This is a genomic window from Streptomyces sp. NPDC020917 (assembly GCF_044333795.1).
Classification (GTDB): domain Bacteria; phylum Actinomycetota; class Actinomycetes; order Streptomycetales; family Streptomycetaceae; genus Actinacidiphila.
Genome location: NZ_JBIRRR010000007.1, coordinates 20,698 through 44,945, shown reverse-complemented (window position 1 = coordinate 44,945; position 24,248 = coordinate 20,698). Strand labels below are relative to the sequence as shown.

At 72.1% G+C, this 24,248-nt stretch carries 14 protein-coding genes; 11 read left to right on the top strand and 3 right to left on the bottom strand.

All coding sequences use genetic code 11. The features are described 5' to 3' along the window. Positions 1–80: 80 nt before the first annotated feature. Positions 81–620, bottom strand: coding sequence for a GNAT family N-acetyltransferase (locus tag ACH4TG_RS16995; protein WP_398243093.1), 540 nt, complete (start codon positions 618–620; stop codon positions 81–83). A 312-nt stretch (positions 621–932) separates the two neighbouring features. On the opposite strand from ACH4TG_RS16995, the gene ACH4TG_RS16990 reads away from it, so the two are divergent. From ACH4TG_RS16990 to ACH4TG_RS16965, 6 genes are all read left to right on the top strand, one after another. Further along, the gene (locus ACH4TG_RS16990; protein ID WP_398243092.1) at positions 933–5,213 is read left to right on the top strand and encodes a carboxypeptidase regulatory-like domain-containing protein; all 4,281 of its coding nucleotides are present in this window, start codon (positions 933–935) and stop codon (positions 5,211–5,213) included. Positions 5,214–5,436: 223 nt separating this feature from the next. Then, the gene (locus tag ACH4TG_RS16985; protein WP_398243091.1) at positions 5,437–8,736 is read left to right on the top strand and encodes a S8 family peptidase; all 3,300 of its coding nucleotides are present in this window, start codon (positions 5,437–5,439) and stop codon (positions 8,734–8,736) included. Between the two features lie 156 nt (positions 8,737–8,892). Continuing rightward, on the top strand, positions 8,893–13,071 hold the full coding sequence (locus ACH4TG_RS16980; protein ID WP_398243089.1) for a carboxypeptidase regulatory-like domain-containing protein: 4,179 nt from the start codon (positions 8,893–8,895) through the stop codon (positions 13,069–13,071). Between the two features lie 260 nt (positions 13,072–13,331). Beyond that, entirely contained in the window at positions 13,332–14,144 is an 813-nt protein-coding gene (locus ACH4TG_RS16975) for a hypothetical protein (protein ID WP_398243088.1), read from the top strand. Between the two features lie 399 nt (positions 14,145–14,543). Further along, a complete protein-coding gene (locus ACH4TG_RS16970) occupies positions 14,544–14,720 on the top strand; it encodes a hypothetical protein (RefSeq protein WP_398243087.1) in 177 nt (58 codons plus the stop codon). Between the two features lie 418 nt (positions 14,721–15,138). Further along, entirely contained in the window at positions 15,139–15,552 is a 414-nt protein-coding gene (locus tag ACH4TG_RS16965; protein ID WP_398243086.1) for a hypothetical protein, read from the top strand. A 376-nt stretch (positions 15,553–15,928) separates the two neighbouring features. On the opposite strand, the gene ACH4TG_RS16960 is transcribed toward ACH4TG_RS16965, so the two are convergent. Then, a complete protein-coding gene (locus tag ACH4TG_RS16960) occupies positions 15,929–17,329 on the bottom strand; it encodes a CoA transferase (protein WP_398243085.1) in 1,401 nt (466 codons plus the stop codon). A gap of 376 nt (positions 17,330–17,705) precedes the next feature. Here ACH4TG_RS16960 and ACH4TG_RS16955 point away from each other — a divergent pair, with 376 nt between their 5' ends. Genes ACH4TG_RS16955 through ACH4TG_RS16935 form a run of 5 tightly spaced genes read left to right on the top strand, consistent with a single transcriptional unit; the run spans position 17,706 to position 23,143 of the window. Next, positions 17,706–18,701: a sugar ABC transporter substrate-binding protein gene (locus tag ACH4TG_RS16955; RefSeq protein WP_398243084.1), complete on the top strand. Its 996-nt coding sequence runs from the start codon at positions 17,706–17,708 to the stop codon at positions 18,699–18,701. Between the two features lie 5 nt (positions 18,702–18,706). Next, on the top strand, positions 18,707–20,236 hold the full coding sequence (locus ACH4TG_RS16950) for a sugar ABC transporter ATP-binding protein (protein WP_398243083.1): 1,530 nt from the start codon (positions 18,707–18,709) through the stop codon (positions 20,234–20,236). 39 nt (positions 20,237–20,275) lie between these two features. Continuing rightward, positions 20,276–21,574: an ABC transporter permease gene (locus tag ACH4TG_RS16945; RefSeq protein WP_398243082.1), complete on the top strand. Its 1,299-nt coding sequence runs from the start codon at positions 20,276–20,278 to the stop codon at positions 21,572–21,574. Between the two features lie 43 nt (positions 21,575–21,617). Then, positions 21,618–22,844: an extracellular solute-binding protein gene (locus tag ACH4TG_RS16940; RefSeq protein WP_398243081.1), complete on the top strand. Its 1,227-nt coding sequence runs from the start codon at positions 21,618–21,620 to the stop codon at positions 22,842–22,844. 11 nt (positions 22,845–22,855) lie between these two features. Continuing rightward, positions 22,856–23,143, top strand: coding sequence for a muconolactone Delta-isomerase (locus ACH4TG_RS16935; protein WP_398243080.1), 288 nt, complete (start codon positions 22,856–22,858; stop codon positions 23,141–23,143). A 94-nt stretch (positions 23,144–23,237) separates the two neighbouring features. Here ACH4TG_RS16935 and ACH4TG_RS16930 read toward each other — a convergent pair whose 3' ends face one another. Next, entirely contained in the window at positions 23,238–24,230 is a 993-nt protein-coding gene (locus tag ACH4TG_RS16930) for a LacI family DNA-binding transcriptional regulator (protein ID WP_398243448.1), read from the bottom strand. Positions 24,231–24,248: the final 18 nt, after the last annotated feature.

Genomic DNA, 24,248 nt, shown 5'->3' with positions numbered 1-24,248 from the left:
CGCACCCTCGCAACCCGGCCTGGGGTCCCCGACCCGCAGGCCGGGTTGCTCAATGAGTGGCTGTGACCAGGGGGACCCCGTCATGTTGCCGCCGCATAACACCGGACGGCCACCTTCTGCTCCGGGCTCCATTGCTGTTCTACTGTGGCCAGCAACTGCCAGCCGAGCCGCTCGTACAAAGCTGTCGCCGCAGTGTCAGAAGCCACCACGTCGAGCACCGGATGCAAGCCGCGAGCCTGTGCTTCTGTGACCGCCCGCGCCATCAGCAGCGCACCGATTCCGTGGCCGCGAGCCCACGGGGCGACGAACAGCCGGTTGACCACGGCGGTCGCGTCGATACTCGTCCCTGCACGAGTGCTCCACAGCCCAGGAGCCGCGTCTTCTACGCCGCTCCGGGACAGGCCGATGTGGCCGGCAATGCGGCCGTCCAGTTCCGCCACCCATGAGGCAATGAGCGAGGGGGGCGTGAGCCATGCCCCTGGGAGGTCGGGCCAGTTCACCGGATAGCCGTCGTGCTCATGGACCTCTGTCAGCACCCGCACACAGTCACTGAGGTCGCGATCATTGCGCTGTCGGGCCCTCGGGGGTACGTTCGCGCCGGACACGCTCTCGCTCTTCACCGCGACATGGAAACACAGCCCGAAGGACCGTGACCAGCGACTTTCGCAACAGGCCCTCGGCGGCCAGGGGCCGGACGATCTGGTGGCGGGCCAGGGCCAACAACTCCGTCGCGAGCGCCCAGGCGTCCGCCTGATGACACCTCACCCACGCCTCGTGGAACCGCCCGTCGTGCTCGGCGATGCCCACGGATTCTCATCCGCGCGCCATGCACTTCAGGTCAGGTGTCCTAAACCTGCAACCTGGATCCTCTTGTTGGGCACGTCAGGTCGTGGAAGCGTCTCGCCGTCGATCTTTACGAGGAGGGTGCGGTCGTGGCGCGTCGGGCGTGGCAGTGGTTGACCGGGGTGGTGGTGATCGGATTGGTGGTGGCCGGGCTGGGGCTCGGCACCGCCGTGCCGAGCATCGCCGCGCCCGGCGGGACGGATCCGGGCGGATCGACTTCGGCGGATCCGGCGCCGGTGACCGACCCTCAGTACAAGCCTGCGGCGTGCGCCTCGCTCACCGCCGCGCAGCGGAGCGCCGAGGTGCCGGTCGCCCACTGCTTCGCCGTCGGTCTGGCCACCGCGGCCGGGCAGGCCGCGCCGGCGGTCCCGGCGCCGCCGATCACGGCGATGAGCCCGGCCGCACTCCAGCAGGCGTACCACCTGCCCGACGGCGGTGACGGCATGACGGTCGCGATCGTCGACGCCTACGGCTACTCCAGCGCCGAGGCGGACCTGGCGGTCTACCGCAGCTACTACGGCCTGCGCGCCTGCACCACCGCCAACGGCTGCTTCACCAAGATCGACCAGCGCGGCGGCACCAACTACCCGCCGGACGACAGCGGTTGGAGTGTGGAGACGGCGCTGGACCTGGACGCCGTGTCGAGCGTGTGCCCCAAGTGCAACATCCTGCTCGTGCAGGGCGACACGGCGGGCCTCGACGATCTCGGCGCCGCGGTCGACACCGCCGCGGCGCGGCCCGGCGTGGTGGCGATATCCAACTCCTACGGCCTCGACGGCGAGGACCCGGGCGTCGGCTCCTACGACCGCTACTACGACCACCCGGGCATCGCGGTCACCGTCTCCGCGGGCGACACCGGCAACGTCCAGTCCTGGCCGGCCACCAACCCGAACGTGACCGCGGTCGGCGGCACCAACCTGACCAAGGACAGCAGCACGGACCGCGGTTGGACCGAGTCGGCGTGGGGCACGGTGCGCGGCGGCGCCGGCGGCGGCTCTGGCTGCTCGCTCTACGAGCCGGCGCCGCTGTGGCAGCAGGACGTCGACACCTCGTGCGGCGCGCGCAAGGCGACCGCGGACATCTCCGCCGACGCCGACCCGGCCACCGGCCTCGGTGTCTACAACACGCCCGGCGCCGGCGGCTGGTCGCAGTACGGCGGGACCTCGCTGGCCGCGCCGCTGGTCGCGGGCATGTACGCGCTCGCCGGCAAGCCGACCCCGGGCACCTACCCGGCGTCGTACCCCTACACGGCGACCTCGCAGTTCACCGATGTCACCGCCGGCGCGAACGGGCCGTGCGGCACCAAGCTCTGCCAGGCGGGGCCGGGTTGGGACGGACCGACCGGCCTGGGCACGCCGTACGGCGTCGCCGGGCTGACCCAGGGCGCGACCGGCGAGATCGTCGGCACCGTCACCGACGCCGCCACCGGCAAGCCGGTGTCCGGCGTCGCGCTCAGCGCCACCGCCTCGGACACCCCGGGCGGCACCGCCTTCACCGCGACCACCGGCGACGACGGGCACTACGACCTGCACGCCCCGGCGGGCGGCTACGCGGTGACCGCCTCGATGTTCGGCTACGAGCCGAAGACCACCGACGGCGTCCAGGTCACCGTCGACAAGCAGGTGACCGGCGACTTCGCGCTGACCAAGCTCGCCACGCGGACGGTGTCCGGCACCGTCTCCGACGCCTCCGGCCACGGCTGGCCGATGCGCGCCCGGATCACCGTCGCCGGCCACCCGGACGAGGCGGTCTACTCCGACCCGTACACCGGCCACTACTCGCTCCCGCTGCCGGCCGGCACGGCCTACACGCTGCACGCGACCGCGGCCGACCTGTCCGGCTACGCCGCCTCCGACACCCCGGTCGACCTGACTGGCGGCAGCGGCGCGGCCACCGCCGACATCGGCCTCGGCATCGACAAGAGCCTCTGCTTCGCCACCGGCTACGGCTGGACCTACGACGGCACCGGCACCGACTTCGAGGGCTGGACGGGCAAGTCCCCGCAGGACGGCTGGACCGTCACCGACGCCAAGAACAACGGCCAGACCTGGGCGTTCAGCGACCCCGGGAAGGCCAACAACCACACCGGCGGCAGCGGCAACTTCGCGATCGTCGACTCGGACTACTACGCCGCGGGTGCCGGGCAGGACACCAGCCTGGTCTCGCCGGTGATCGACCTCAGCGCGGTGGACGCCCCGAGCGTCGGCTTCGACACCGACTACAACGGGGTCGGCGGCCAGACCGGCATGGTCGACTACAGCATCGACGGCGGCCAGACCTGGACGAACGTCTGGAAGAAGACGAGCATCACCAGCGTCCGCGGGCACGTCGACCTCCCGATCCCGGGTGCCGCCGGCCAGCCGCAGGTGCAGGTGCGGTTCCACTTCACCGGTTACGCCGGCGCCTGGTGGGAGCTGGACAACGTGGTCATCGGCCGCGGCCGGTCCTGCACGCCCACCCCCGGCGCCCTGGTCGCCGGAGTCGTACGCGACCACAACACAGGCGACCCGCTCGTCGGAGCCACCGTCACGAGCGACTCCGACCCGGCCGGGTTCGGCGTCACCATGGCGACCGCGGACGACCCGAACCTGCCCGACGGCTACTACTCGCTCTTCACCACCCGCACCGGCAGCGCCGGCTTCACCGCCACCGACGGCCGCTACACGCCGGGCAAGGCCACCCTCGACGTCGCCGCCGACGCCGTGACGAAGCACGACTTCGACCTGGGCGCCGGGCACCTGACGATGGACACCTCCTCGATCCGGCTGAGCGGGCAGATGGGGCAGACCAAGCCGGCGACGTCGCTGTCCGGGACGGTGACCTTCGGCAACGACGGCACCGAGCCGGTCCACGTCAAGCTGGAGGAGTCCGCGGCCGGCAACACCCCGATGGACAAGCCCGCCACCGGCGCCCCGACGATGGTGCAGCCGGCCGACACGAGCTTCACCGACTCCGTGACGCCGGCCGCCGCGGCCGCGGCCGGGAAGGCGGCGCCGAGCGACCAGCAGCAGCCCGCCTCGGCCCCGTGGACGCCGATCGCCGACTACACGAGCCCGGTGATGGACAACGCCGTCGCCTCACACGCCGGCAAGGTCTACGTGCTCGGCGGCAGCAGCGGCTCGGCGTCGTACGCCACCGCCAGCGTCTACGACACCGCCGGCGGAGCGTGGTCGTCGATCGCCAGCCTGCCGGAGGCACTCAACGGAGCCTCGGCCGGGTTCGTCGGCAACACGCTGTACCTGACCGGCGGTTGGAACGCCTCCGGCGGCACCAGCAAGCACACCTACGCCTACCACCCGGCGGACAACACCTGGACCCGCGTGGCCGACCTGCCGGTCGGGCTCGCCGTGGCCGGTACCGCCGTCCTCGAAGGCAAGCTGTACGTCATCGGGGGCTGCACTACCGGCAGTTGCACGCCGACCTCGAAGGCGGCCTACAGCTACGACCCGGCGGCGGACGCCTGGACCGCGGAACCCGCGTACCCGAGCCCGGTGGCCTTCACCGCCTGCGGCGGTGTCGGCGGCGAGGTGGTCTGCGCCGGCGGCGTCAACGCCGACGCCAACAAGCCGACGACCGCCACCTACGCGCTGGTGCCCGGCGCCACCGCTTGGACGCCGCAGGCGGCCCTGCCGGTGGACGCCTGGGGCGCGGACTCGGCCACCGCGAACGGCCGGCTCCAGGTCATGGGCGGCTCCATCAACAGCGGCAAGTCGGTGACCAACCAGGGCTTCACCTACGACCCCGCGGCCGACAAGTGGACGGCGCTGCCGAACTCCAACAACACGCTCTACCGCGGCGGCGCGGCCTGCGGCGTCTACAAGATCGGCGGCACCCCCGGCGGGTTCAAGCCGGTGCCTTACGGCGAGGCGCTGCCGGGCTACGACCAGTGCGGCGGCGACGTCCCCTGGCTGACCGAGGACACCACCGGGTTCGACCTGGCTCCGGGCCAGTCGGTCACCGTGCGGGTCACCGCCGACGCCACCGGTATCACGCAGCCCGGTGACTTCGCCGCCTCCCTCGACGTCGGCACCGACACGCCCTACGCCACCGACGGCGTGGCCGTGACGATGCACGTCGACCCGCCCGCCTCCTGGGGCAAGATCACCGGCACCGTCGCTGATTCCGGCGGCGCGCCGGTGGGCGGAACGGTCGTCCAGATCTGCGGCCAGTGGACGCAGAAGAGCGGCTGCGGCGCGGTCAGCTACACGCTGCGGACCGACGCCGCCGGCCACTACCAGCTGTGGCTCGACAAGAGCCTCAACTCGCTCGCGGTGCAGGTCACCAAGGACGGCTACAAGCCGCAGTTCCAGATCGTCAAGATCAAGCAGGGCCAGGTCAGCACCGTCGACTTCACCCTCGACACGCTCTGACCCCGCTCGCCGTCACCGGCCGGTCCTCTCGGGGCCGGCCGGTGACGGGGGCCCGCCGCCCACGCCTTCCCACCACCGCGGAACCGGCCGGACCCGCCGTCCGGGGGCCCGGCCTGTCGATTTCGCGTCGTGTCGTCAAGTCGCCATGTCCACACCCCTGTCAGCGCCCGCACCGCTGCCAGCATCGGCGCATCACCACCTTCCGACCCCCAGGAGCCCTTCCGTGCGTCTGAGATCCTTCGCGGCCACCGCCACCGCCGTGGCGATGGCCGCTCTCCTTCCGGCCACCGCCGCCCACGCGGCGACGCCGGCCCCGGCACCGCCGTCCGGTCCGGCGGCCGCCGGCACACCGGCCGCCGTCACCGTTCCGCTGCCCACCGGCGACACCGTGACCGTCGAACGCTCCGGCGGCGCCCTGCGTTCGGCGACCGTCACCCCCGCACCCGGCCGGGAGAACCTCACCTTCACCACCACGACGCTCGGCGCCGGAGACGTGCAGGTCGTCCCCGCGGACGCCGAACCGCTGCTCGCAGCCGGGCGGATCGACCCCCGGCTGTTCGACGTGCGGGCGCTGCTGGACGCCGGCTACGGCACGAAGGGCACCAGCGCCAGCGGCGCGGTCGACATGATCGTGCAGCACCCCAAGGGCACCGCCGCCGCCGGGCGGGCGCGCACCGCGGCCGGCAGCGCGGCCCACCCGCGCCGGTCGATATCCCGCCTCGGGCTGACGCCGCTGGAACCCGGTGGCCGCGCCGACGCCGTCACCACGTGGCAGCACCTGACCGCCGGTGGCCGTTCGCTGGCGGGCGGTGCCACCAAGGTGTGGCTCGACGGGCGGATGCACGTCGCACTGGACAAGAGCGTCCCGCAGATCAACGCGCCCCAGGCGTGGGCGGACGGCTACACCGGCAAGGGCGTGACGGTCGCCGTCCTCGACACCGGCGTGGACTTCAGCCACCCGGACCTGGCCGGCCGGGTCGCCACCTCCGCCAACTTCCTCGGCGGCACCAGCGCGCAGGACGACTACGGGCACGGCACCCATGTCGCCGCCACCATCGCCAGCGTCGACACCACCTACCGCGGGGTCGCGCCCGACGCCTCCCTGGCCGTCGGCAAGGTCTGCGACAGCACCGGCACCTGCCCGACCTCGGCCCTGCTGGCCGGCATCGACTGGGCGGTCAACACCGTGCACGCCAAGGTCGTCAACCTGAGCCTGGGCGGCCCCGCCGACGAGACCGACCCGGCCATCGCGGTGATCAACGACCTGTCGGCGAAGGACGGCACCCTGTTCGTGGTCGCCGCGGGCAACGACGGCGAGAACGGCCCCGGCTCCGTCGGCGCGCCCGCCATCGCGAACTCCGCGCTGGCGGTCGGTGCCGTGGACTCCGCCGACCAGCTCGCCGTGTTCTCCAGCCGCGGCCCGCGCCCGAGCGACAACGCCGTCAAGCCTGACATCACCGCGCCCGGCGTGAACATCGTCGCGGCCAAGCTGGGCGGCGGGCACACCTCCAAGTCCGGTACGTCGATGGCCACTCCGCACGTCGCCGGCTCCGCCGCGCTCGTCGCCCAGGCGCACCCCGACTGGACCGGCGAGCAGATCAAGACCGCGCTGATGAACAGCGCCAAGCCCACCGCCAAGCTCTCCGCCTACCAGCAGGGCACCGGGCGGGTGGACGCCGGCCGCGCCGTCGAGCAGACCGTCCTGGCCACCCCCGCGAACCTGACGACGACGCAGGACTGGTCCCAGGGCGCGGGCAAGGACACCGAGCACACCGTCACCTTCACCAACACCGGTGACAGCGCCACGACGCTCGACCTGGCGATCGAGAACCCCCTGTCGCCCACCGCGCAACCGGGGAACGCCGCGCAGTTCTCCGTCGACCGCGACAGCGTCACCGTGCCCGCGCACGGCACCGCCACAGCGACGGTCACGACGCGCGCCGCCCTGCTGCCGCACGGCCCGTGGTCCGCGGTCCTCACCGCCTCCCACGGCGGCACACCGGTCACCCGCACCATCCTCGGCGTCAACAGCGCCGTTCCCACCCACCAGTTGACGGTCAAGGCGGTGCAGCGGGACGGCAGCCCGGCCACCGGCAGCGTCATGCTCGTCAACCGCTGGACCGGCGACCGCTACCCGGTCCGGATCACCGCCGGCACCGGCACGGCGACGGTGCCCGAGGCCCAGTACTGGGCCGGCATGACCATCACCAGCGGATCCGGCACGGACCGGACCACCACCCTGGCCGTCGCGTCGGTGACACCGGTCACCGACACCGACGTGACGCTCGACGCCCGCACCGCCGCGCCGGTCCGCGTCGACGTCCACGACGACCAGGCCCAAGCCACCGCCGTGCAGGCCGCGCTGGCACTGCCCGCGGGCTCCGGGTCGTACACGATGAGCGTGGTGACCACCGGAGCCTCCGCGGGACAGTCGCTGTACGCCACGCCGTTCGACGAGGCGACGGCGAAGTACCGCACGTACGCCGTCTTCGCGGCGAAGGGCGCCTCCTCGGCGGCCCCGAGCCCGTTCTTCTACCACGTGACCCGCACGTGGACCGGCGGCGTGCCCGCCGACCCCGCGTTCTCGGTGCACCGGGGCGACCTGACCGACGTCCGCGTCCACTTCCACGCCCAGGGCGTCGCGGCGGCCGGCACCGCCTCGGCCGCCCCGGACGACGACGTCCTGCTGCCGCTCAACATCGACCAGCCGGTCGCCTACCCGTCGGCCGTGCACGACTACCGCACCGAGGGGCAGTGGCTGGACCGCGCCAACGTCGCCGGCCGCCAGACCCTGGCCACCCCGTCCCAGACCTTCGGCCAACACGCCCTGCACAGCTTGGACTTCGCCGCGCCGATCCTCGGCCCCGCGCTGCCCGCGGCGCCCTTCTACCGTCTCAACGACGCCATGGTCTGGACGGCGACCCCGTGGTTCGCCGACGGCGACGGCACCCGCGGCGGCACCGACTCCGGGGCGACCGGCACCCTCACCCTCACCGAGGACGGCCGCCAGGTCAGCACGTGGAACGCCGTCGGCTCCGGCCGGAACATCCCCGTCCCGGCGGGGGGCGGCCACTACACCCTCAGCGCGGACGTCACCCGCGCCCAGTCCTATGCCGCCCTGTCCACCCGGGTGCAGACCGTGTGGGACTTCGACTCCGCGACGGACGACGGCTCGGGCACCCTCCTGCCGCTGATGGCCGTCCGCTTCACCCCCTACGGGCTGGATGACCGGGGCCGCGCCGCGCCCGGCACCACCACCCGGGTGGACGTCGCGGTCCAGCGGGTGGCCGGCGCCGCCGCGGCCACCGTCGGCGATCCGAGCATGGAGGTGAGCTGGGACGACGGCGCCACCTGGCAGCCCGTCACGGTCCACCCCGCCCACGGGCAGTCGGCGCCGCACGCCGACCTGACCGCCCCGGCCGGCGCGTCCTTCGCGACGCTCCGCGCCAAGGTCACGGCGAGCGACGGCAGTTCGCTGACCCAGACCATCACCCGGGCCTTCGGCGTCGGATCGCCGCAGTGACCCGTCAAGGCGGCTGACCCCGCTGCCGCTCCCCGGCGGCCGGCAGCTCCCGGCAGCGGCCGGCGCCCCGTGTTCCCCCTGGTCCTGCGACGCCCACCGCGGCTCGCAGGACCAGGGGTCCATCCCGTCAGCACCTCACTCTCAGGAGAGAACGTCTTGGCGACACACGATGACCGTTCACGGAAGAAACTCAGGCGGCTGCTGGGGGTCGCGGCGACCGCCGCGACGCTCGCCCTGACCGTCCAGCTCCCGGCGCAGGCCGCGCAGGGAGCGGCGGCCGGGCAGCAGCAGCCCGCCGCCGCGAGCAAGCAGTCAGCGGCGGTGAAGACCACCGCACACCCCTCGCACCGCCTCTGCGCGCACTCCAAGAACCCGTCGCAGGCCGCGTGTTCGGCGGTGGAGCGGGACGACGTCAAGCAGACCGCATCCCAGCTCAAGGCCAACGCCGACGCCGCGCCGTCCGGGTTCGGCCCGGCGGACCTCCAGGCCGCCTACAACCTGCCGTCGTCCACGGCCGGCGCCGGGCAGACGGTCGCGATCGTCGACGCCTACGACGACCCCAACGCGGAGTCCGAACTCGCCGCGTACCGGCAGCAGTACGGGCTGGCGGCGTGCACCACCGCCAACGGCTGCTTCAGTAAGTTCGACCAGCGCGGCGGCACCTCCTACCCGGCCGCCAACTCGGGCTGGGCCGGGGAGATCGCCCTCGACATCCAGATGGTCAGCGCGGTCTGCCCCAACTGCAAGATCATGCTGGTGGAGGCGGACAGCGCCTCGATGGCCAACCTCGGCACCGCGGTGAACACGGCCGTCGCCAAGGGCGCCGGATACGTCTCCAACAGCTACGGCGGGGCCGAGGACCCCTCCGACCCGCAGGCGGACTCCTCGTACTACAACCACCCGGGCGTCGTGATCACCGCCAGTTCCGGTGACAACGGCTACGGGGTGAGCTACCCCGCGGCCTCGCCCCTGGTGACGGCGGTCGGCGGCACCTCGCTGGTCCGCGACGACTCCTCCAGCCGCGGCTGGTCGGAGTCCGCGTGGAGCGGCGCCGGCAGCGGCTGCTCGCTCTACGGCGCGAAGCCGGCGGTGCAGACCGACAGCGGCTGCGCCGCGCGCACCGTGGCGGACGTGTCCGCGGTCGCCGACCCGAACACCGGTGTCGCCGTCTACTCCGCCTCGGCCTGGCACGTGTTCGGCGGCACCAGCGTCTCCTCGCCGGTCATCGCCGCGGTCTACGCGCTGGCCGGCGCGGCACCGGCCGGCTCGTACCCGATGACGTTCCCGTACGCGCGTCCGCAGGCGCTCAACGACGTCACGTCGGGCTCCAACGGATCGTGCGGCGGCAGCTACCTGTGCACCGGCACCACCCGCTACGACGGCCCCACCGGCCTCGGGACGCCCAACGGCGTCGCGGCGTTCACCAGCGGCCCGCACGGCGTCGTCCAGGGGAAGGTCACCGACACCGCCACGGGCGCGCCGATCGCCGGCGCAGTGGTCACCGCCGGGAGCACCCGGGCGACCAGCGCCGCCGACGGCAGCTACGCGCTGAGCCTCGACCCCGGCACGTACGACATCGCGGTCGCCAAGTTCGGGTACGCGACGAGGACGTTCACCGGCGTCGCGCTGGCCGACGGGCAGACCCTCACCGAGGACGCGGCCCTCACCGCCAAGGCGCACGTGAAGATCAGCGGAACCGTCACGGACGCCTCCGGCCACGGCTGGCCGCTCTACGCCACCGTCCAGGTCAAGGGCGAGCCGACCAGCGCCGTCCACACCGACCCGGCCACCGGGCACTACACGCTGAGCGTTCCGGTGGACGGCAGCTACACCCTGCAGACCGCCGCGGCCTACGCCGGCTACTCCCAGCCGCAGAGCAGCGTCACGGTCGGCGGCAGTGACCTCACCCAGGACATCGCCGTCCCGGTCGACGAGGGATGCACCGCGGCCGGCTACTCCCTCCAGACGCACGGCGACAGCCAGGACTTCACCACCGCGTCCGGCACGACACCGCCCGACGGCTGGACCGTCACCGACGGCGCGGGTACCGGCCAGACCTGGCGCTTCGACTCCACCCGCGGCAACTCGACCACCGGATCGGGTCCGTTGGCGATGGTGGACAGCAGGAACTACGGGACCGGCGGGAAGCAGGACACCTCGCTGGTCAGCCCGGTCTACGACATGAGCGCGCAGACGCACCCCTACGTCTCGTTCGCCACCTGGTACGAGGGGTACAGCAACAGCAGCGCCGACGTGGACCTGAGCCTGGACGGCGGCGGCACGTGGGCGAACGTCGGCCACTGGACCAACACCGCCAACCGCGGCCACGTCGCGCGCTTCGACCTGCCGCAGGCGGCGGGCCACAGCGACGTCCGGGTGCGGTTCCGCTACCTCGGCGCCTACTCCTACTACTGGGAGGTCGACAACGTCTTCATCGGCGGCCAGACCTGCGACCTCGTCGCCGGTGACCTGGTCGTCGGCCAGGTGACCGACAAGAACACCGGCGAAGGCGTGGCCGGCGCCGGCGTGATCTCCACCGACAAGCCGACCGAGTCCGCCACCTCCGCGCCGACCCCGGACGACCCGGCGCTCGGCGACGGCTTCTACTGGTTCTTCTCCACCCTCACCGGCACGCACCCCCTGGCGGTGTCCGCCGGCCGCTACTCGGCGGCCACCTCGTCGGTCACCCTCACCGCCGACCGCGCCAACACCGCGGACATCGCCCTGAACGCCGGTCGGCTGGCGGTCAGTTCGTCCTCGGTCGCCAAGACGCTGAGCTGGCAGGGCAGCGGCTCGGCCACCGTCACGGTCACCAACACCGGCACCGCGGACGCCGTGGTCAACCTCGACGAGCAGGACCGCGGGTTCACCCTGCAGAGCCGGTCGACCGGCGCCCCGGACCAGGAGATCCGGGGCACCTACACCCCCGGGTTCATCGACCCGGCCCGCGGCACCACCGCCTCCACCGCCGAGGCCGGCCCGGCCGCGGCTCCGTGGACCACGCTGGCGAACCTGCCGACCGCGGTCATGGACAACGCCGCGGCCACCGCGCCCGACGGCAGGGTCTACAGCGTCGGCGGGCTGAGCGGGACCGCGATCCTCTCCGCGGTCAAGGTGTACGACCCGGAGGCGACCACCTGGTCGGCCGTCGCCGACCCTGGGGTGCCGCGTGAGGCGCCCCAGGCCGCCTTCATGAACGGCAAGCTGTACGTCACCGGGGGCTGGTCGGACACCGGCGTGACCGGGCAGACCACCCAGGCGTACGACCCCGCGTCCAACACCTGGGCGACCGTCGCGAGCATCCCGCGCGGCTTCGCGGGCGCCGGCTCCGCGGTCGTCGGCGGCAAGTGGTACGTCGTCGGCGGCTGCGCCTCGGCCTGCGGCGCGACCGCGGTCCAGGTCTACAACCCGGCGACCGACACCTGGAACGCCGCGGCCGACTACCCGGAAGCCACCGCGTGGCTGGGCTGCGGCGGCATCGGCAGCACCCTGTACTGCGCGGGCGGCACCAGCGGCACCACCGCCTCCGCCCACGCCTACGGCTACGACCCCGCGACCGACACCTGGACGCGGCTGCCGGACATGCCCTTCGACCTGTGGGGCATGGGCGCGGCCGGCGCGGGCGGCAAGCTGCTGCTGTCCGCCGGTGTGACCGGTCAGAACACCCTGCTCACCAACAAGGGCACCTCCTACGACCCGCTGACGAACACCTGGACGGCACTGCCCAACTCCAACGCCGCCCTGTACCGGGCCGGTAGCGCCTGCGGCTTCTACAAGGTCGGTGGTTCCGCCGGCAACTACACCCCGAGCAGCAACGCCGAGATGCTGCCCGGGTACGGCGACTGCACCGGTGCCACCGACGTGGGCTGGCTGTCCGCCGACCCCACGGCGATCACGCTGGCGCCCGGGCAGTCCACGACCGTGAAGGTCACCCTGGACGCCTCGGGCGCGGAGATCAACCAGCCCGGCACCTATGCCGCCGCGCTGTCGGTCCGGCAGAGCACGCCCTACCAGGTCGCCCCGATCACCGTGGCGATGACCGTCCAGCCGCCCAAGTCCTGGGGCAAGATCACCGGAACGGTCACCGGAGCGCTCTGCTCCGCCGATCCGGCGCCGCTCAGGGCCGCGACCGTGCAACTCGACGGCTCCGCCCAGAGCTTCACCCTGCGGACCGACGCCAACGGCAGGTACGAGCTGTGGCTCGACAGCGCGAACAGCCCGCTCACCGTCACCGCCGCGAAGGACGGCTGGGCACCGCATCCGGCCTCGGCCAAGGTCAAGCGAGGACAGACCACCGTCCTCGACTTCACCCTGCACCCTGATCACGCCTGCTAGAAGGGGACTTGCCGCAGAGGCGCGGGCGGCCCGGCCATCGAGCCGGGCCGCCCGCGTCCTTTCAGAGCCAGCCCCGGCGCATGGCCTCGGTGCCGGGAGCTGAAAGCCCACGACCTCCAAGGTCAGAAGCAGCGTGAGGACGCGGTGGAGTGGTCCAGCACGGCGGGAGTGGAAGATGGACAAGCTCGCCCGCTGGTGGGATGAAGCTACTGCCGGGGGAGACCAGTGAATCGGCACAAGGAGCAGGGGGAGGACCGCGGATGATCACCGAGCCGGAACTGGGCGACGGCGGGGGAGCGGGGCCGGAACGAGATGAACTGCAGGGCGGCAGCCGGCCCTTGGCCGATCCGGGCATCGCACGGCGGGTGCGTTCGCGGATGCTTCTGGCGGTGGCGGCGGCGGTCGTGGCGACCTCGGTGGTCTGGGGCTGGGTGTTCACCGCCACTGGTCACGCCCACGACCCGAGCTTGCACAATTACCGCATTCCTGACGACACGTGCACGGCTGTGCATCTTCAGCCCTTCACCGACGCGCTGGGTCTCCAGGACTTCGAGGCGGGCCCCGGGACGGTACTCAGAGGCAAGACCCTTGACCACGTGTCCTGCACGCTCTTCGGCACGCAGTCGGCCGGTGACGGGTGGGCGACGCAGTACACGGCGACAGTGACGGTGGACCTTCACAAGAAGACCGATCCCCGAGCCGAGTTCCAGGATGCGGGCCGCCTCCAGGACGACACACTGGCCCTCGCCAGCCTGGGCACCTACGCGTCGACCAGTGCGGTCGGCGTCACCAAGCCCGTTGCGCATCTGGGCGAACTCGCGTTCACCACGCTCAGCGACACTCGGCAGACCATCCGGGTCCTGGACGGCGGTGTGGTCCTCTCCCTCAGCATCGACGGCACCAACCAATGGCAGGGCTCCGGTGAGCCACCCACCACTGGTGGCGGCGCCCGGCGGCCGGTCGTGGCCGACACGAAGTTCCTGCGGCCGGCTCTCGTGCCGACCATGCGTCAACTGATGAAATCCCTGACGTCCGGGCCGGCGCAGAGCACGGGCGCCGCATCCGCGACGTGAGAGATCGGGGTCGGCGACCTCCTCGTGGAGGATGATCCGCCAGCAGATGGACCGGGCCGGGATCCGCGCGCAGCAGCCATGCGGTACCGGGCAGCCGTACGAGAACGGCCGCGGTTGCGTTGCTGTCGATGCTGACCGTGACGCCCTCGCCCGGGGCGTTGAGGACGTCGGCGGGAGCGTCGGGCTCGAAGTCCTGGCCCGGCAGATCGCGCCAGGCGCCATCTGTGTGCGCCCAGCAACTTGTGTGAGTTCGGGGCGACTTGAACGAGCCGCTCAGTACAGTGGTGGCATCACCTGTCTGAACCTTGGACAACAGGGGAAAGGCCGGGGCTCGGGGCGCGAAAGGGGGCGTTCCGGGCCCCGGTTCCACCCTTCCCAGCCGAGGTGAGTCGCTCCCCTGTGGCTCATCTCGCGGCGACAGCCGTCGTCGATGGTCCGGGGTTCTGGGAGGTGAAGATGGTGTCCAATGGCAAGAAGACGTGGGCCAAGGAACTGGCTTCGAGGTTGGCGATCGCAGCGGCCGTCAAGGCGCTGATGATGGTGATCACGGACGTGGTTCTGCGGCCTCACGACTGATTGGCAGCGGCGCAGTCCGGGAGCCGGGGCTCGGCGTCCCCCTTTTCGTCGGCCCCGGCTGCTGTCCTGGGCTCCGTCAGTCGTCTATGACAACGCTCAGGGCCCAACGACGACCCAGGCCGCCGGACTCGGGCCTCGGCGTGCTCCACGTTCCGGCCGCGTGGCGCCCCGGAGCGCTCGATCCGCATCGGATCAGTCCCGCAGGATCGGCGCCTGCCAGAGCATTTCCGGGGCCTGGGCGGTCTTCGCGCGGTCGGGCCGCCCAGACCGGCCCGGGCGGCTTCCCGTGTGAGGTGACCGACGCCCGCGTCGATGGGGCGAATTACCACCCGGACAGCGCCGGGACCGTCCGATATGCTCTGGCGTTCGAGGGCGCTGGCGCGGGCGAACTACCGCTAGCAGAGCTGAGGGTGGGGCGATGTCCCGGTTGGAACGTGGTCTCGGCTGCGTCACCGCCGTTTTCGCGGTACCGCTGGCCATCGTCCTGGCCCTGGTGGGAGTCGGCAGTCTCATCAGCAGCTCCCACCGGCACTCCGCACGCAGGGACCTCGACCGGCGCGCCCATCGGTACGCAGATGCGCTGGCCGAGTCGTATGCGCAGGGCAGGAAGGACGAGTCGGACTTCCGCACGCTCGCCGCAACGGTGGGCGGCGGACGTCTCGGCATGGTGAGCGCGATACCCGCCGCAACCAGCACCGTGGTCGGCTTTGAGGGGGACGAGCGCTACTCGACGCCGGGCAACGGCTGGGGTGCGTCTGCCGTCGTCTGCTACCGGGTCACCCTGGGCCCGTCCATGCCGCATCCCGTGCAACTGGATACGGTCACCTGCTGAGAGGATCAGGGGAAGCCGTTGGCCCTGGCGCGAGTCGTTCGTGCCGCCAGAAGGGGATCCTGATCCCTCCCGGCCAGCCTTGATCTGGACAACAGCGTCCGTCCATCGCAAAGCCTGCGGAAAATAACAGGTGCATGCGCGCTGACCTGGTCGGCGCGCCTGGCCGGCGCGCACCGACTTCGGCTGGTCCCAAGAGGGGACGTGGCCTTCGAGGGTGCGGTTGCGGATGTCCTCGCGTTCCATGCCGGACATGGCGGCAAGACGGTGAACACGATGCCGGACGGGGCGTGCGAGCCCTTGAGTTCTCCGGTGAGGAACTCCAGGCTGACGTCGCCGGCTGCATCGGCGTGACGGGCGCACGCCCCGAAGGTGTGCGTCAGGCGCCGCTCCAGACCGGGGCATCCGTTCCCCATGGACCCGGCGGGCGTGCCCAGTTCACCGGGCCCCCGTCGTACGACACCGGCGGCAGCGCGTGCCGCAGCCGGCCCATGGGGCTGTCGGTCTCGGTCAGCCAGTGTTCGGCGTCGAAGCCCTCTTCCTCGCCCGGAGCGGGTGCCAGGTCGTGGATCAGCCAGTGCGCGGTCTGCGTCAGTGCCACGCGGACCAGCCGTGTGCCGCCCGTGCGGTGCTGCTCGGTGAGCGCGCGCAGGATACCGGCCGCGAGCAGATAGCCGGTGCCGTGGTCGAGTGCCTGGGCGGGCAGAGTGCCGGGCGAGTCCGGCGAGCCCTCCAGCTCGGCGATGCCGGTGGCCACCTGGACCAGGCTGTCGAAGCCGCGCCGCTCGCCCCACGGTCCGTAACGGCCCCACGCGGAGAGCTGGGCGATGACGAGACCCGGTCGGCGCTCGGCGAGCGCCTCGGGCGTCAGTCCGAACCGTTCCAGCGCGCCCGGCCGGTAGCCGGTGACCACCACGTCTGCCGCATCGAGCAGTTCCTCGAAGAGCCGACGGTCGGTGGTCTGTCGCAGGTCCAGGGTGGTCGAGCGTTTCCCCATCCCTGTGTCGTTGTGGGCCTCCTGACTTTCTGGCAGTTGTGGGGCGTCGATCCGCAGCACGTCGGCGCCGAGCAGCGCCAGCGTTCGGGTGGCGACCGGTCCGGCCAGTACTCGGGTCAGATCCAGGACGCGCAGCCCCGCGCACGGTAGTGCGGCACCACCGGGCCTTCGATCCGGGGCGTCATCGATGCGCGTCGTGGTCAGCAGCGGCTGCCCCGCAACCAGGACCCCCTGCTCGCTCTTGGCCCAGTCCTGGGGGCCGCGTGCCGCGACGGCCAGACCGCCCGCCGCGTACACGGTCTCCTCCACTTCTCGCGCGCCAAGCCCCGCGATCGTCCGGGCCACCGCATCCACCACCGCATCCACCGTGTCCTCGTCGGCGTTCCCCGGCACTCCGAGAGCGGCGAGCAATCGGGCCTGGTGGTGAGGGTAGTTGGCGTGCGTACGAACCCATCCGTCGGTCGCCCGCCAGAACCGGGACAGCGGCGCGAAGGTCGACCACGCTCGCCCTTCGGCCCGCACCAACCGGTCGCTGAGGAATGCCGTCGCGACTGCCTCGTCATCGACCCGTACACGGGGCACGGGGCGTCCCGTGGTTGCGGAGGTGAGTTCGGCGGCCGCGAGCGAGCACACCGCGACGGTGGCCCGCGCCAGTTCCATGACGGGCAGTCGCGCCGGCAGCCCTCCGGACGGACCGCCGTAGGACACCCGGTCGAGCAGCGAAGAATCGGCACCCAGTGCCGCCCAAGCCTGTGAGGTCCCCGAGGTGGTGGGTGAATTCATCTCCACACTGTGGCACTGAGTGCCATTTATGGGAAGGGTTGCGTGAGGGCCCCAGGCCCTCGCCGACGTACTGCAAGGGGTGGTGAGGTGCCTGCCCGTCAGGTGCAGGTTCCCTCTTCCGCGTGAGACAACCGTTTGACCAGTTGATGTCGTCGCCGTGTCATCTTTGGTGCTCTACACCCCTTGCACCTGCCTAGAAGGGCTCCTATCGTCGGATCAAGCGCTCAGGCAATCGATTGACTAGCGGATCGACGAGAGTGCCGATCGGTGCGTCGCGGCAGCGGCGGGCCGCACGTCAGGAACCCCAGCCCGCGTGTGAAGCCCAGACGGGACAGACACAGTGAACGTACGCAGAAACGCCCGTAGAGCCCGAACCATGGCAGCGTCCGTGACGCTGCTCGTCGCAGCCACCGCGGCCTGCACGGTGCAGACTACGGGCTCCGGCTCCGGCAACGCCGGTGGGAGTACGCCGGCGGCCGCGGCGAAGGACAAGACCTTCACCATCGGGCTCGCCAACCAGCAGGAGTCCGTCACCTTCCCGGCCGCCATCGCCAAGGGCGCCAAGGCCAAGGCCGCGCAGCTCGGGGTGAAGATCGTCGACCTGGACTCGCAGGGCGACACCGCCAAGCAGGCCAGCCAGGTGCAGGACCTGATCGCGCGGCGGGTGGACGCGATCCTGCTGTCGCCGTTGTCGCCCGGCCCCGCACAGGCGCTGGTGGACCAGTCGGACGCGGCCGGGATCCCCATCGCCACCGTCCACGGCTATGTCGGCGCCGACCGCGACGTCAACGACCCGTACCAGAAGCTGAAGTTCGTCCTCGACGAGAACGAGAAGGCCGCGGGCGGCACCGCCGGGCAGATGGCGCTCAAGGCCCTTCCGGGCGGCGGCAAGGTCGCCGTCATCACCGGGGCCGCGGGCTTCGTGGAGAACAACACCCGGGTCGTCGACTTCAAGGCGGCGCTGACCGGCGCCGGCGCCGGCAAGTACCAGATCGTCGCCACCCAGCCGGGCAACTGGACCAAGCAGGACGGCCAGTCCGCCTGCCAGAACATCCTGGCCTCGAACCCCGGCATCGGCCTCTTCTACGCCATCTCCGACGACATGGCGGTCGGCTGCGCCTCGGCGGTCAAGTCGGCCGGGTCGCACGCCAAGATCCTCGGTGTCGGCGGCTCGCAGAGCGGCATCGCGGGAATCAAGTCGGGCGACCTGTACGGGACGGTCTGCTACAAGCCCTACGACGAGGGCGCGATGGCGGTGCAGATGATGCACGACGCGCTGACCGGCAAGCTGACCGGCCCGCCGAAGACCACCTTCTACGACACGCCCGGTATCACCGCCGCCAACGCCGCCGACTGCACGCCCCAGTGGTAGGACCCATGGCCACGGAGAAACCGGGGAGCCGGCACCCCGACACAGGGCCGGTGCTGTCCGTCGCGGACGTGCACATGGTGTACCCGAGCGGGACGCGCGCCCTGCGCGGTGTGTCACTCGACATCCGCCCGGGCACGGTGCACGGCCTGATCGGCGCCAACGGGGCGGGAAAGTCCACCCTGATCAAGATCCTCTCGGGCGCGCAGACCGCGACCGCCGGCACCGTCTGCTGGCGCGGCGAGCCGGTGGCCTGGTCCAGCCCGTCGCAGGCGCTGTCCCACGGCATGGCCGCCGTGCACCAGCACACCCCGCTGGTGGACACGCTGACCGTGCTCGACAACGTCTTCCTCGGGCGCCGCGAGTCGGCGCGCTGGGACGCCGGCCGCAGGACGGGCGAACTGGCCGCGCTGTGCGAGCGGATCGGCTACCCGCTCGATCCGGCCACGCCGGTCGGCGAGCTGTCGGTGGGTGCCCGGCAGATGATCTCCATCCTCCAGGCGCTGGCCCGCGACCCGTCGGTGGTCCTGCTCGACGAGCCGACGGCGGCCCTGTCCCCGGCCGAGCGCGACGTGCTCTTCCGTACCGTCCGGCGGCTGCGGGACCAGGGCACCACCTTCGTGTACGTCTCGCACTTCCTCGACGAGATCCTCGACCTCACCGACCACCTGACGGTGCTGCGCGACGGCCGGGTGGTCGTCGACGCCCCGACGTCGGACACCACCGAGGAACGGCTCGTCGCCGCCATCGTCGGCGAGCGGCTCGGCAAGGTGGAGGAGCAGCCGCCGGCCCCGGCACGGGAGCAGGGCGGCGAGCCGCTGCTCAGTGTCGACCGCCTCGCCTCACCGCAGCGGTTCGGCCCGGTCACCCTCGCCGTCCGCCCGGGTGAGGTCGTCGGCCTCGCCGGGCTGCTCGGCAGCGGCCGCACCGAACTGCTCCAGGCGATCTTCGGCGCCGATCCCGCCGCGACGGGCAGCGTCGAGGTGGCGGGCCGGCGGGTGCGACCGGGGTCGCCGCGCCATGCGGTCAAGCGCGGCCTGGCGCTCGTACCGGAGGACCGCACCCGGCTGGGGCTGCTGCCGGAGTGGGAGATCTGGCGCAACATCTCGCTGCCGTACCTGCGCGGCTCCGCCCTGCGCCGCTTCCTGGTCGACCCGGACGAGGAGAGGAGGCTGGCCGACCGCGCGGTCGCCGAACTGGGCATCGCGGCGCCGTCCGTCGACGCGCCGGTCCGCGAGCTCAGCGGCGGCAACGCCCAGAAGGTCGTCTTCGCCAAGTGGGTCTACGGTCCCGCGCGCGTGTTCCTGCTGGACGAGCCGTCCGCCGGGGTCGACGTCGGCGGCAAGGCCGACATCATCCAGCTGATCCGCCGCCTCGCCGATCGTGGTCACGCCGTCCTCATCGCCGCCTCGGAGTTCGAGGAACTGCTGAGCGCCTGCGACCGCGTGCTCGTGATGCGGCGCGGCCGGCTCGTCGCCGAACGGCCGTCCGCCGGCACCGACCTCCACGAACTGACCGCTCTCGCCAGCGGACTGTAGACCGCGCGCTCACGCCAGCTCGCAGAAAGGCAGCAGATCATGACCTCCGGTACTGACACCGGCGTCCTCCGCCCGGCGGGAGGCGGCACCCCGGGCTGGCGTCGCGCCCTGTCGCCGCGCTCCGCCGGTGTGGTCTACGCGCTCGTGGTGCTCGTGGCCGTCCTGTCCATCTCCTCCTCGGCGCAGGGCCGGCCCGCCTACCTCAGCGACGTCAACATCAGCAACATCCTCGACCAGTCGGCCCTGTACGGCACCCTGTCGGTCTTCATGACGATCATGCTGATCACGGGTAACTTCGACCTGTCGGTGGCGTCCACCGCGGCCCTGTCCGGCACGGTCGCCCTCAAGCTGGTCGACGGGCACGGCATCGCCTTCGCGCTGATCACCGCGCTCCTGGTCGGCGTGCTGGTCGGCCTGGTCAACGCGGTGCTGGTGCAGAAGGTCGGTGTCAACGCCTTCATCGTCACCCTGGGGACCCTGACCGCCGTACGCGGCGTGGTGCAGGCGATCCTCGACGGCCAGAGCATCACCGCGACGAACACCGGCTTCCACACCTTCTCGACCGCGCGTGTGATCCCCGACCGGGGGACGGCGTTCGCGGTGGGCGCGCTGCTCGTGGCCGCGGCCGTGCTGGTGGCGGTCCGCGCTGGGCGCCGCCCGACGCGGACGACGGTGGAACTGGCCGTCGTCGGGATCGTCGTCCTCCTGGTGGCGGGTGCCCGGCCGGCGCTGCTCAACCAGAGCGTGCCCGTCTGGATCATGCTCGCCGCTGCGCTGCTGGCCGGTGCCGTCCTGCGGTACACGGTGATCGGCCGCAACCTGTACGCGGTGGGAGGCAACCCGGAAGCGGCCCGGCTGTCGGGCATCAACGTCGACCGGTACAAGATGGCGGCGTTCGTGCTCAACGGCGGCATGGCCGCGCTGGTCGGCGTCCTCTACGCGGGCCGGTTCAACTCGGTCGACCCCACCGTGCTGACCGGCGGCGAGCTGACCGTCATCGCGGCCGCGGTCCTCGGCGGCACCTCGCTGTTCGGCGGCTCCGGCTACGTGTCCAAGTCGGTGGTCGGCGCCCTGATCCTCTTCACGTTGAGCAACGGCTTCAACGTCCTCAACATCGGGTCGAACTACCAGAACGTGGTCCAGGGTTCGGTCCTGGTCGCGGCCGCCGCCCTGTACACGGCGAGCAGTTCGCGGGGCAGGTCCTTCGTGCGCGCGCGCTGGTCGGCGATGCGGGGCGGGCAGGGCGGCGAGGCCCTGGAAGGGGGTCCCGCGCCGGCCCCGGCGGAGCCGCAGGCCCCGTCGCGGTCCAGCCGCGAAGCACGTCAGACCATCGATTGATGGAATGTCTCCCAGTACGCACGCACTCGTTTCGAGGAGGATCATGTCCGCACCGGAAAGGCCCCTGCGGCTGCTGGGCCGGGCTTTCGACGGATTCGACCGGGCGCTGAGCCGCCAGCTGCCGGCGGCCGCGGCCGGCCCGGCCGAATACCGCCTGCCCGACATCCTGGACCTGCAGCAGCAGGTGGTGGCGGGCGACGCGGCGATCAGCGGCGAGGCCGATCTCCTCATGGTGGTGACCGACTGGCTCCCCACCCTGATCGCCGACGGCAGGATCCTTCCGCTCGACCCGTTCATCGCCCAGTCCCCGCCGGCCGGCTGGCCCGACGCCTGGCACCCGGCGGTGCGTGAACTCCAGCGCGGCCCGGACGGGTCGACGTACGGCGTTCCCTACCACGTGGGCCCGATGATGCTGCTCTACCGGGCCGACCTCTACGACGACCCGGCCGAACGCGCGGGATTCGCGGCGAAGTTCGGCTACCCGCTGGCCGCGCCCGACACGTGGGAGCAGTACACCGACCAGGCCCGGTGGTTCACCCGGCCGGACGAGGGGCGCCACGGCACGATCGTCGCGGGCTTCCCCGACGAGCACAACACGGTGTACGACTTCCTCACCCAGCTCTGGAGCCGCGGCGCCGAACTGACCGACGCCGAGGGCCGTTTGTCGCTGGACTGCGCGCAGGCACTGGACTCCGCCCGCTTCCTGTACGACCTGTGGCACACCCACCGGGTCGTCGACCCGGCCGCGGCCCAGTGGGACAGCGTGGCCAGCGGGGTCCACTTCGCCGCCGGCGAAGCCGCGATGATGGTCAACTGGAGCGGTTTCGCCGCCCTTTCCGCTCCCGTCGACAGCCCCACCCACGGGCTGGTCCGCTGCGCGCCCGTCCCGCGGGCGGACGTCCCCGGCGGCAGCCGGGTGGCGCTCAACAGCTACTGGGTGCTGGCGATCGCCGCGGGCAGCGAGCGCCCGGAAGCCGCCTACGGGCTGCTGCGCGCGCTGACCACCCCGCAGATGGACCGGATCACCGCGGAGGAGGGCGGTACGGCGACCCGGCGCGACTCCTGGTCGTCCCCGGCCGTGTCCCGGATCGCCCCCTACTACGAGGGGTTCGAGGAGGCCCACGAGCACACCAGGGCCCTGCCGCGCGACCCGCGCTGGCCGGCCATCTCCGAGGTGCTCAACGACATGGTCGGGTCCCTGGTCAGCGGTGAGGCGGTGCCCGAGGACGCGGTGGCCCTGGCGCACCGGCGACTCGACGCCCTCAACTGAGCGGGCAGAGGATGGAGTTCCTGGTGGAGATCGCGGTCGCGCTGCCCCCGGACATGCCCGCGGACCAGCGGGCCGCACTGCTGGCCCGGGAGCGGGACCGCGGTCTCGCGCTGCGCGCGGAGGGCACGCTGACGCGGATCTGGCGGCTTCCGGGCCGGCTCGCCAACGTCGGGATCTGGTCCGCGCCGGACGCCGAGGCACTGCACGAGGCGCTGACCAGCCTGCCCCTCATGCCTTATGCGACCGTCTCGGTGACGGTACTCGCCCGCCACCCGCTGGAGGACGCGGCGGCCCGGTAGCCGCGGGTACCCGCCACGATCCGGGCCGGCAACGGGGAAAGTCCAGGCAGCCTCGGCTGCCTGGACTTCCTTCGTGCCACCGCACCGGCACCTGCTATGGGGCCGTCCCCGGGGGCGGGCCGGTGGAGGCGCGGACCACGACCTCCACCGGTTCGGCGACCACTTCCGTGATCGGCTCGGTGGGGCCGCGGGACGCCATCATCCGCACCGCGCGCGCCCCCAGCTCGCCCAGCGGCATCCGCACCGTGGTCAGCGCCGGAACGAGGTGGTCGGCCAGCGGCATGTCGTGCATGGCGATCACCGAGAGATCGGCGGGAGCCGACAGGCCCGCGGCGTGCAGGGCGTGCAGCACACCCACGGCGGAGGCGACGTTGGCCACGAACACCGCGGTGGGGCGGTGTTCGGCGGCCAGCAGTTCGTCCATCGCGGCCCGCCCGCCTGCCGGCGTGTAGTCGGCGTGGACGATGAGCCGCGCGTCCGCCGCCAGCCCGGCGCTGTTCATGGCCGCGCTGTAGCCGGCGCGGCGGCGACGGGCGGTGTCCGCGGTCTCGGGCCCCGCGACATGGGCGATCCGGCGGTGCCCCAGCGCCACCAGGTGCTCCACGGCGAGCCGGCTGCCGTGCTCGTCGTCGAGGACCACGTAGCGGTCGCTGCCCTCGATCCGCCGGTTCACCAGCACCCACGGCAGCCGCAGCGCACGCAGCTGCTCCAGCTCCCGGCCGGATTCCTCGCCGGCGAACAGCAGCCCGTCCACGCGCCCGTGCCCGAACAGGTCGATGTAGTGGTCGACCCCCTGGCGGATGCCTTCCGAGCTCGCGGTCATCAGCCCGTAGCCGACCCGGCCCGCCTCGGTCTCGGCGCCCTTGATGATCTCGGCGTAGACGGGGTTGGCGAAGTCGGGGATGAACAGCCCGAGCATGTACGACCGGGCTGTCCGCAGGCTGCGGGCCGCCGCGTTGCGGCGGTATCCGAGCTTCTCGATCGTCTCCAGCACCCGCCGCCGGGTGTCGGGCCTGATGTTCAGGCGCGGATCGTCGTTGATCACCCGGGACACCACGGAACGGTCCACCCCGGCGAGCAGGGCCACGTCGTTCAACGTGACCTT